A 9147-nucleotide genomic window follows, 5' to 3' on the forward strand; every position below is an offset into this window, starting at 1 on the left:
GGCGGCGCGGACCCTTGGACGGGCGGAGGTTCATGACAGGCGAACCAACCGATAGGCGGGTTTACGTCCCCCGCCCTCTAAACCCGCTCGATCGCATCCACGTCGCCGCTTCGGGCCGGATCCTTGCGCCCTCTCCCTGCGACGGGACCCAATGATTATGCGGCCGGATTCAGCGCGTCTGATTGGGGAGGCTGAGAAAGTTACAAGTCGCTGGATTGGTTCAGGAGTTTTCGGCGAACGCCGGGGATGGACGCGGCTCTGTCCCCATAATTGGGAACCTCCCCCTGTGGGGGAGGCGATCGCGCAGCGATCGGTGGGGGGAGTTGGTGGGTAATCGGACACGGCCTCGGAAGCCGAAAACGTCCCCCCACCGGCCTTCGGCCGCCTCCCCCACAGGGGGAGGTTCCTGGAGCCGGATGCTCTCCCTCTGGGGGAGCTGTCGCCCCCGGGTCCGGCCAAAGGCCGGCCCGAGGATAAACTCCGCGACTGAGGGGGTTCTTGACGCCGGCGCTGGCCCCCTCCGGCCCTCTGGGCCACCTCCCCCAGAGGGGGAGGATCTTGGGTTACGCCCCGACCAGTTCGCGGCCGATCAGGTAGCGGCGGATTTCGTTGGTCCCCGCGCCGATGTCGTAGAGCTTGGCGTCGCGCAGCAGGCGCTCAACCGGCCATTCCTTGGTGTAGCCGGCGCCGCCCAGGGCCTGGATGGCTTCCAGCGACACCTTCACGGCGTTCTCGCTGGCCATCAGGATCGCGCCGGCGGCGTCGAAGCGGGTGGTCTTGCCCGCGTCGCAGGCCCTGGCGACCGCGTAGACGTAGGCGCGGGCCGAATTGAGGGCCACGTACATGTCGGCGACCTTGCCCTGCATCAGCTGGAACGAGCCGATCGCCTGGCCGAACTGCTTGCGGTCGCGCACATAGGGCAGCACATAGTCGAGGCAGGCCTGCATGATGCCCAGGGGGCCGGCCGACAGCACCGCGCGCTCGTAGTCGAGGCCGCTCATCAGCACGCCCACGCCGCCGCCCACCGGGCCCATGACGTTCTCTTCGGGGATCTCGCAGTCCTCGAACACCAGCTCGGCGGTGTCGGAGCCGCGCATGCCCATCTTGTCGAGCTTCTTGGAGACGCTGAACCCCTTCATGCCCTTCTCGACCAGGAAGGCGGTGATGCCGCGGCTGCCCTCGCCGGTCTTGGCGTAGACCACCAGCACGTCGGCGTGCGGGGCGTTGGTGATCCAGAACTTGGTTCCGTTCAGCACGTAGCGGTCGCCCACCTGCTCGGCGCGCAGCTTCATCGAGACGACGTCGGAGCCGGCGCCGGCTTCGCTCATCGCCAGGGAGCCGACATGCTCGCCGCTGATCAGCTTGGGCAGGTAGCGGGTCTTCTGCTCGGGCGTGGCCCAGCGGCGGATCTGGTTGACGCAGAGGTTGGAGTGGGCGCCGTAGGACAGGCCCACCGAGGCCGAGGCGCGGGAGATCTCCTCCATGGCCACCACGTGCTCGAGATAGCCGAGGCCGAGGCCGCCGAACTCCTCCTCGACCGTGATGCCGTGCAGGCCAAGGTCGCCCATCGGGACCCACAGCTCGCGCGGGAAGGCGTTGGTCTCGTCGATCCGGGCCGCCAGGGGCGCGATCTTGTCGGCGGCGAAGCGGGCCGTGGTTTCACGAATCGCGTCGGCCGTCTCGCCGAGCGCGAAGTCCATCGAGGGTGCGGTTTGCAGCGTCATGCCCAGAGGCATAGCACAAACGCCCGCCGATCAACGAGACCAGCGGGCGTTCATGCTCTTTTCCTGAGCGATCAGGGGTCCGACCGGCCTTTCAGCCACACCGTTCGACGATCATTCGTCGTCCAGATCGGGTCCGCCCAGCTTGCGCAGCAGCAGATAGGCCGAGACCGCAAAGCAGATCACGCCGATGACGCTGGCGCCCCAGCCGAACATGCGCACGGCGGTCAGGCCCGGATCGGAGGCCACCGACAGGTTCCACAGCACGCCGCCGCCGAACAGGGCCAGGCCCAAGAGGCCCAGGCTGACCAGCAGGCTGCCGCCGCCGAAGGCGGGCTGCTCGGGCGGGTTCAGCGGCACGTCCAGGGTCTGGATGTCGACCTCGGCGCCGCTGGTCGAGAAGCCGCCCAGGTTGAAGGGCGACCGGGCCGGCTCGCGGGCGGTCTCGAACAGGGTCGGCTCGACCTGCGACGGGAGGGGGGCCGGCGCCGCCGGAGGATCGGGCACGAACAGCGGGGCCTGGGCCGGAACCGGCTCTTCCGGCGTCAGGCGGAAGGGCTCCAGGGTGGGCGCGGGCTCGACGGGCGCGTGCAGCACCGGGGCGGGCTCGGCGGCCGGGACCGGCACGGGGGCCGCGGCGGGAGCCAGCGGCGGCTCGGGCATGGCCAGGTCCTGCACCGGCTTGGCGACCGGGCGGGCGGGCTCGTCGGCCAGGATGGCTTCCAGGCGGGCGCTGACGGCCGCGGCGGCCTGCTGGCTGGCGCTGGGAGCGTCCTCTTCCGGCACGGCCGGGGTCAGGGGCGCGGGGCCTTCCTCGCGCTCGGCGACGGCCCTGTCGCCCTCCAGGCGGGCCGAGACGGCGGCGGGGGTCTGTTTCGGAACGGCGCAGCTGGCGTCGTAGTCGACCTTGGGCCGCAGCACCGGACTGGGCGCGGGCACCCACTGGCCGTCGGGCGGGGTCAGGAACAGGGTCTTCTCGGCGGCGCGACGGCGCACCAGGGCGTCGATGACGATCCGCTCGCCCTCGAAGTCGGCCTTGCGCCACATCTCCATGGCGCAGGCGGCCTGCAGCAGCGAGCCCTCGTTGATCCGGCGCAGCACGCCCGAGCGCATGAAGTTCTCGGTCCCGATGTTGAACGCAAAGCAGGTCAGGGCGTCGAACTGGTTCTGGTTCAGCGGGGCGTAGGTGTGCTCGTTCACCGCGTGGGCCACGGTGATCAGGTCGTAGAGCAGCAGGGCCTCGGCGTCCTGTTCCGAGACGCTGGCGCCGCTCCGGGCGGTCAGGGTGTGCCCGTAGCCGATCGTCCAGCGGCCGTCGGGCAGCTGGGCGGCTTTCTGCCGATAGCCCTCGAATCTCTTGATGAGATCGACGGCGGCGCGGGAGACCTGATGACGCGGCTTCATCGCGAGAAACGACCCAATTTGAAACAGGGGCGGATGCCCTCGCCTCGTCCCGCGCAAGACCGGCGCCGCTCGCCCCTGTTTCCACTTCTCCCATGAGGAGAAGTGAGACACCGTCAGTTGAACAGCAGCGCCGCGATCAAAAGCACCGAGAAGAAGCCGGCGAAGTCGGTCAGGAAGGTCACGAAGATCGACGACGACACGGCCGGGTCGCGGCCCATCTTCTCCAGCGTCAGCGGCGCCAGGATGCMGCCGACGGCGGCGGTGAAGATGTTGACCACCAGCGCCAGGGCCACGGTCAGCGACAGCTTGGGATTGTCGTAGAAGACATAGACCGCCCCGCCCATGACGATGGCCAGGGTCAGGCCGTTCATCAGGCCCACCAGCAGCTCGCGGGTGATGATGCGCGTGGCGTTGGCGGCCGTCAGCTCCTTGCTCGACAGCGCCCGCACGGCGACGGCCAGCGTCTGGGTGCCGGCGTTGCCGCCCAGCGACGAGACGATCGGCATCAGCACCGCCAGGGCCACCAGCTTGGAGATCTCTTCCTGGAACAGGGCGATGCCCGAAACCGAGATGGTCGCGGTCAGGAGGTTCAGCAGCAGCCAGGGCAGGCGCGAGCGCACGATCTCGACGACGCTGGCGTCGCGGCCGACGTCGGACACGTTGGCCAGCGCCAGGATGTCTTCCTGCGCCTCCTCGCGGATGACGCCGACGATGTCGTCGACGGTGATCTGGCCCACCAGCCGTCCGCCGGCCTCGACCACCGGGGCGCTGATCAGGTGGTACTTGTCGAAGATGTAGGCCACCTCCTCCTGGTCCATGTCGACGGTGATCTCGGTCACCGGCTCCATGATCTCGGCCAGGGGGCTCTCCAGCTTGCTGGTCAGCAGCAGGCTGATCGGCAGGGCGCCGACGGGCGTGTAGGACGGGTCGACCACATAGACGTCGAAGAACAGCTCCGGCAGGCTGTCGCCCGACTGACGCACGTGCTCGATCGTGTGGCCCACGGTCCAGAACTGCGGCGCGGCCAGGAACTCGCGCTGCATCAGGCGGCCGGCGGTCTCGTCCTCGTAGGACAGCGTGGTCTCGATGGCCGCCCGGTCGGTCTCGCCCATGGCCGCCAGCACCTGGAAGCGCTTGGTGTCGTCCAGGTCGTCGATGACGTCGGCGGCGTCGTCGGTGTCGAGCTCTTCCAGCGCGCGGGCCAGGGTGACCGATGGGGTCGCCTCCAGCACCTCCTCGCGGATGTTGTCTTCCAGCTCGGAGATGATCTCGCCCAGCGCGTGGGGCGCCAGGACGGGGATGACCTCCTCGCGATAGGCGGCCGACAGGAAGCCCATCAGGTCGGCGACGTCGGCGGGATCCAGCGCGCCCACCAGCTCGGACAGGCGCGCGGTGTCGCCGCGATCGGCCGCGTCGACCACCATCTCCACATAGTCGGGCTTGAGGGCGTAGTCGTCGCCGAGCGCCAGGTCCTCGAGATCCTCGACGACTTCCGGCTCGGGAATGGTCAGGGCGTGGCGCGCGTCTTCGCTCAGGTCGGCGTTTTCCCGGGTCATGGGGACCTCCTGAACTTTAGGCGAGGCTTGAGCTGCGCGCGCGTGATCCGAATGATTGAAAGCCGAAGCTTGGCGGGCGGTTGCTCCCAAACCTTGGCCGAAAAATGGTTAGAGCGCGGAAGGCGATTCGGAAACCGAAGCCTGCCGCGCTCTACGCAAGTTCACCTGGTGCGGTCGAGAAGACTCGAACTTCCACGGGTTGCCCCACAGCGACCTCAACGCTGCGCGTCTACCAATTCCGCCACGACCGCTCGTGGTGAGGCGCGGCAGGTAGCAAACTGAATCGGCTTTGGGAAGAGGAGAGTTCGATTATCTCGAAGAACCCACAGGGAACTTCAGGCGCCGCCGGCCATGTAGTCGTAGACGTCGGCCGGGCCGGTCACCTGGATGGCGATGCGATCGTCGTTGATCTGGATCTCGCCGCGGGCGATCGGGTGGTTGTTGGCCAGGATCCAGACCTCGTCGTTGGTCTTGGCGTCCAGCGGGATCACCGCGCCGCGGCCCATGCGCAGCAGTTGCTGCATCGGCAGGATCGACCGGCCGAGCAGAACGGAGATCTCGACATTGACGGCGTTGACCTGGCTCACGAAGTAAGGCCCCTGGAACTGAAGTTGCCGAGCGGCGGGATGACCGCGCCCCGGCTCATGCAAGACTAAGGCCGCATGCTTGATCGCCCGTTAAACCTTGAAGACAAAGGCCTTCCCGATTTGTCGCGCGCCGACGGCGCGCCTGCGGGGTGGGCGGTTTCGACCGGCTACGTGCCCTACCCGGCAGCCGTTGCCGCCATGGAGGTCCGGGCGGCGGCCATCGCCGACGGGACGGCGGGCGAGCTGATCTGGCTGCTGGAGCATCCGCCGCTCTACACCGCCGGCGTCTCGGCCAAGACCGCCGACCTGCTGGAGCCCGAGCGCTTTCCGGTGTTCGAGAGCGCCCGCGGCGGCCAGTTCACCTATCACGGCCCCGGCCAGCGGGTGGCCTATGTGATGCTGGACCTGACCCGGCGCGGACGCGACGTGCGCGCCTTCGTCGCGGCCCTGGAGGCCTGGATCATCGACGCCCTCGCCGCCTTCAACGTCACCGGCGAGATGCGCGAGGGACGCGTGGGCGTCTGGGTCGAGCGCAAGGGCGCGGGCTGGTCGCGCGAGGACAAGATCGCCGCCATCGGCGTCAAGCTGCGCCGCTGGGTCAGCTTCCACGGGATCAGCCTGAACGTGGAGCCTGACCTGTCGCACTTCTCGGGCATCGTGCCCTGCGGCCAGGTGGAGCACGGGGTCACCAGCCTGGTGGACCTTGGCCTGCCGGTGACGCTGGACGAGGCCGACGAGGCCCTGAAGGCCAGCTTCCGCAAGGTGTTCGGCGCGGTCGAGGACGCGGCCCCGCCAGTGCAGGGCGACTAGATCGCGGGCGCCTTCAAGGGCGGCTGGCCGTAGCGGTTGGCCCCCTGCTCGCCTCCCATGACGCCCAGCTCGACGATCGCCCAGACGATCACCAGGGCGAACACGAAGTCGAGGAAGTGCTGCGGGGTCGGCCAGACGGCGACCAGGGCCACCAGCACCAGCGCCGCCCACCAGCCCGAACGGCCGCGGTCGTGCAGGCGCTTCGAGAGCACGCAGGCGCCGCTGTAGAACAGGGCCGAATAGACGAGCCAACCGGTCAGCAGCCGCAGAACGTCGCCGGCGATGGCCTCGTACAGCACCGCCACGCCGATCAGCACGGCCGAGGCGATCAGGAACGGCGCGCGCGCCAGCCTGCCCGTTGAGGACAGGAACAGCTCCGCCCAATCGATCCGACCGTTCATCTAAGGCTCCGCGACTCTTCTGGCCGGAACCTAGGCGCAGGCGAGCGCGAGCGGAAGTCGCCGCCGGGTCACACCTTCAGGCGAAAACTTCGCTGATCTCGCCTTCCGGCGTCGGACCTATCCCCTTGGGTGAAGGACCGAAGCGATTGGGCCCCTTCGTGCCGTCCAGGATCCCCAGGTCGACCAGCATCCACAGGCTCATGAGGCCCGAGAACACGCGGTCGGCGATCTCCAGCCGGGGATCGGGAAACAGGCCCAGCAGAAGGCCGGTCGCGATCGGCAGAAGAAGCGGAATGGCCAGCCAGCCGCTGCGATTGCGATCGTGCAGCCGTTTGACCGTGACGGCCGCGCTCGGCCAGAGGGTGACCAGGCTCGTCCACCATATCGGCAGCTCGTCCTCGTCGAAGCCCAGCCCCCTTCTCACCGCCAAGAACGACACGTAGACCACGATGCCGACCAAGATCGACAGCAGCCAATAGTCGCGCCGCCGCAGCCGACCGCGGAAGTCGAAGATTTTCCGAGCGAAGGTCATCACGCGAAAACCTCGTCGAGGCTCTCGTCGCCGTAGGGCGAAGGGCCGAAACGGTTGGCGCCCGGCTGGCCGCGCAGGAAGCCCAGTTCGACGAGGCTCCAGGCCCAGCCGGCCACGGGCACGACCAGGAACAGCAGCAGCCAGCCGCGCCCCTTGCCGCGATCGTAGCAGCGCTTGAGCCCGATCGCGTACAACGCCCAGATCAGCGGCGCCGACAGCGCCAGGCGCAGGATGACCGGCGGCGTGTAGATCGGCCCGCCCGGCGTCATCTCGACCGGGATCAGCAGGTTGACCGCGACCAGTGCGGCGAAGGCCGGCAGGCCCAGCAGCCAGTAGTCGCGACGGACCAGCCGCCCGGAGAAACCGAACAGCTTGCCGGCCAGCGTCTTCATGCGAAGGCTTCGGACAGGTCCTTGTCGCCGGGGCCCTTCAGGCCCTTGGGCGACGCGCCGAACCGGTTGCGGCCCTTCGTGCCGTCCAGGCAGCCATAGTCGACGAACCAGTAGATCAGCAGGGCGATATAGATCAGCGAGCCGATGCCGATGACGGCCACCGCGCCCATGTCGGCGGTCCCGGCGGCCGCGGTCACCGAGGCCGACAGGAAGACCAGCCACAGCGCCATCGCGGTGATGACCGCCGTCAGTCCGATCGAAAAGGCGGCCGGGCGGTTGCGGTCGTGCCCGCGCTTCACCGCGAAGGCCAGCGCCGGCCAGAAGAACAGCGCATCCAGGCCAAGCCGCACGAAGAGCCCCTGCTGATCGCCCATCCCCAGGCCCATGGCCCCGCCGATCACGAGCGCCAGCACGAACTTGATCGCGCCGATCCCGATGTTCAGCATCCAGAACTCCGAGCGCCGCATGCGGCCCTCGAACCCGAACAGTCCTTCGACGAGAAAATGCGTGCGCTTCTTGGCCATGGCCAAGCTTAGATCACGCGACGCGGCGTTTCACAAACCCAAGGTTGCTGGCCGCGCCGCCGAAACCCGACCGTGCTCAGGCGAAGACCTTGGCCAGGTCGTCCTCTTCGCCGCCGCCGACGCCCTTCGGCGAGGGACCAAAGCGGTTGCGCCCCTGGGTGCCGTCCAGGAAGGCCAGCTCGATGAAACCCCAGATCCAGCCGACGATCGGCACCAGCAGGAAGAAGGCCACCCAGCCCCAACGCTTGTCGCGGTCGTGACAGCGCTTGAGCATCAGGGCGATGTTGATCCAGAGACCCATCAGATTGAGCGCCAGCGAGATCACGACGCTGGCGATGTTGCCGCCCGTCTCCAGGGCGTTGAAGTCACCGGCGTTCAGCACCAGAGTCTGGACCGCGTCGAGCACGCCGATGGCGATGCTCGTGCCGATCCCCAGCAGCCAGTAGTCGAGCCGCCGGATACGCCCGGAAAAGCCGAACAGCTTGTGCTTCACGTCCATGGAATCGTCCCCCGATTGATTTCGGGGGCGACCTAAACACAGGCGTCAGTCGAACTCCACGAGGACCTGATCGGCGGCGACGGGGTCGCCGGGCCTGGCGTTGACGGTCTTGACGACGGCGTCGCGCTCGGCGCGGAGGATGTTCTGCATCTTCATGGCCTCGAGCACGCAGACGACCTCGCCCTCGCGCACCTGCTGGCCGACGGCGACGTCCATGGAGACCACCAGGCCCGGCATCGGCGAGAGGACGAGCTTGGAGGTGTCGGCCGGGGCCTTGGCGGGCAGCTTGTCGTGCAGTTCGGCGCTGCGGGCGGTCAGCACCAGCACCCTGGCCTTGGCGGCGCGGTGGCGGATGGTGAAGCCCTCGGGCGCGGGGGCGACCTCGGCGGTGAAGGCCTGGCCGTCCAGCACGCCGCGGAAGGTGGGCAGGCCCGGCCGCCAGGCGATGTCGGCGAGGTTCAGCGTGCGGCCCTGGTCGAGCAGCGCGACGTTCAAGGACTGGCCCTCGCCCGACAGATGCACGCGCTGCTTGCCGTGGCCGATCACCACCGTCCAGTCGGCCCGGGCGCGGCCCAGGCGCTGGGCCTGGAGGCGCTGCATGGCGCAACCGACGGCGGTCAGCAGGTCGGCCTGGAAGGCGGTGGGCTCGGTTCCGGCAAAGCCGTCGGGGAACTCGTCCTTGATGTAGCTGGTGGCCAGCTTTCCGGAGACGAAGCGGTCC

The 9147-nt window shown here is 68.5% G+C and carries 11 protein-coding genes and 1 tRNA gene; 1 reads left to right on the forward strand and 11 read right to left on the reverse strand.

Features of this window, described 5'->3' with window-relative positions:
• Positions 1 to 563 precede the first annotated feature (563 nt).
• The 5 genes from AC1DCG_RS24450 to AC1DCG_RS24470 form a co-directional block, all read right to left on the reverse strand.
• Complete coding sequence (locus tag AC1DCG_RS24450; protein WP_477031437.1) at positions 564 to 1724, reverse strand: isovaleryl-CoA dehydrogenase; 1161 nt, start codon at positions 1722 to 1724, stop codon at positions 564 to 566.
• A 111-nt stretch (positions 1725 to 1835) separates the two neighbouring features.
• On the reverse strand, positions 1836 to 3125 hold the full coding sequence (gene spmX, locus AC1DCG_RS24455) for a lysozyme-family localization factor SpmX (RefSeq protein ID WP_477031438.1): 1290 nt from the start codon (positions 3123 to 3125) through the stop codon (positions 1836 to 1838).
• A 113-nt stretch (positions 3126 to 3238) separates the two neighbouring features.
• A complete protein-coding gene (mgtE, locus tag AC1DCG_RS24460; protein WP_477041727.1) occupies positions 3239 to 4681 on the reverse strand; it encodes a magnesium transporter in 1443 nt (480 codons plus the stop codon).
• A gap of 166 nt (positions 4682 to 4847) precedes the next feature.
• Positions 4848 to 4932: transfer RNA gene (locus tag AC1DCG_RS24465), tRNA-Leu, on the reverse strand.
• Between the two features lie 84 nt (positions 4933 to 5016).
• Positions 5017 to 5331: a FliM/FliN family flagellar motor switch protein gene (locus AC1DCG_RS24470; RefSeq protein ID WP_101719464.1), complete on the reverse strand. Its 315-nt coding sequence runs from the start codon at positions 5329 to 5331 to the stop codon at positions 5017 to 5019.
• Between the two features lie 12 nt (positions 5332 to 5343).
• On the opposite strand from AC1DCG_RS24470, the gene lipB reads away from it, so the two are divergent.
• Positions 5344 to 6078 (forward strand): lipoyl(octanoyl) transferase LipB, encoded by a 735-nt coding sequence (gene lipB, locus AC1DCG_RS24475; protein ID WP_477031440.1) that lies wholly within the window; start codon positions 5344 to 5346, stop codon positions 6076 to 6078.
• On the opposite strand, the gene AC1DCG_RS24480 is transcribed toward lipB, so the two are convergent.
• From AC1DCG_RS24480 to AC1DCG_RS24505, 6 genes are all read right to left on the reverse strand, one after another.
• Positions 6075 to 6479 carry a DUF805 domain-containing protein gene (locus AC1DCG_RS24480; protein ID WP_101713424.1) on the reverse strand — a complete coding sequence of 135 codons (405 nt, stop codon included), beginning with the start codon at positions 6477 to 6479 and terminating at the stop codon, positions 6075 to 6077. The genes lipB and AC1DCG_RS24480 overlap by 4 nt on opposite strands.
• 76 nt (positions 6480 to 6555) lie before the next feature.
• Positions 6556 to 7011 (reverse strand): DUF805 domain-containing protein, encoded by a 456-nt coding sequence (locus tag AC1DCG_RS24485; RefSeq protein WP_477031441.1) that lies wholly within the window; start codon positions 7009 to 7011, stop codon positions 6556 to 6558.
• The gene (locus tag AC1DCG_RS24490; protein ID WP_477037239.1) at positions 7011 to 7403 is read right to left on the reverse strand and encodes a DUF805 domain-containing protein; all 393 of its coding nucleotides are present in this window, start codon (positions 7401 to 7403) and stop codon (positions 7011 to 7013) included. The genes AC1DCG_RS24485 and AC1DCG_RS24490 overlap by 1 nt, the downstream gene beginning before the upstream one ends.
• Positions 7400 to 7927: a DUF805 domain-containing protein gene (locus AC1DCG_RS24495; protein WP_477031443.1), complete on the reverse strand. Its 528-nt coding sequence runs from the start codon at positions 7925 to 7927 to the stop codon at positions 7400 to 7402. Before AC1DCG_RS24495 ends, AC1DCG_RS24490 begins: the two co-directional genes overlap by 4 nt.
• 76 nt (positions 7928 to 8003) lie before the next feature.
• The gene (locus tag AC1DCG_RS24500; protein WP_477031444.1) at positions 8004 to 8426 is read right to left on the reverse strand and encodes a DUF805 domain-containing protein; all 423 of its coding nucleotides are present in this window, start codon (positions 8424 to 8426) and stop codon (positions 8004 to 8006) included.
• A gap of 45 nt (positions 8427 to 8471) precedes the next feature.
• On the reverse strand, positions 8472 to 9147 hold a 676-nt coding region (locus AC1DCG_RS24505; protein WP_477041728.1), incomplete at its 5' end, for a biotin/lipoyl-containing protein.

This window comes from Caulobacter sp. 10L414 (genome assembly GCF_056395525.1).

What these genes read in the sequence shown, in the direction of transcription:
- AC1DCG_RS24450 (WP_477031437.1), bottom strand. Translation starts at nt 1,724, where the DNA reads ATGACGCTGCAAACCGCACCCTCGATGGACTTCGCGCTCGGCGAGACG.
- spmX (WP_477031438.1), bottom strand. Translation starts at nt 3,125, where the DNA reads ATGAAGCCGCGTCATCAGGTCTCCCGCGCCGCCGTCGATCTCATCAAG.
- lipB (WP_477031440.1), top strand. Translation starts at nt 5,344, where the DNA reads ATGCTTGATCGCCCGTTAAACCTTGAAGACAAAGGCCTTCCCGATTTG.
- AC1DCG_RS24480 (WP_101713424.1), bottom strand. Translation starts at nt 6,479, where the DNA reads ATGAACGGTCGGATCGATTGGGCGGAGCTGTTCCTGTCCTCAACGGGC.
- AC1DCG_RS24485 (WP_477031441.1), bottom strand. Translation starts at nt 7,011, where the DNA reads ATGACCTTCGCTCGGAAAATCTTCGACTTCCGCGGTCGGCTGCGGCGG.
- AC1DCG_RS24490 (WP_477037239.1), bottom strand. Translation starts at nt 7,403, where the DNA reads ATGAAGACGCTGGCCGGCAAGCTGTTCGGTTTCTCCGGGCGGCTGGTC.
- AC1DCG_RS24495 (WP_477031443.1), bottom strand. Translation starts at nt 7,927, where the DNA reads ATGGCCAAGAAGCGCACGCATTTTCTCGTCGAAGGACTGTTCGGGTTC.
- AC1DCG_RS24500 (WP_477031444.1), bottom strand. Translation starts at nt 8,426, where the DNA reads ATGGACGTGAAGCACAAGCTGTTCGGCTTTTCCGGGCGTATCCGGCGG.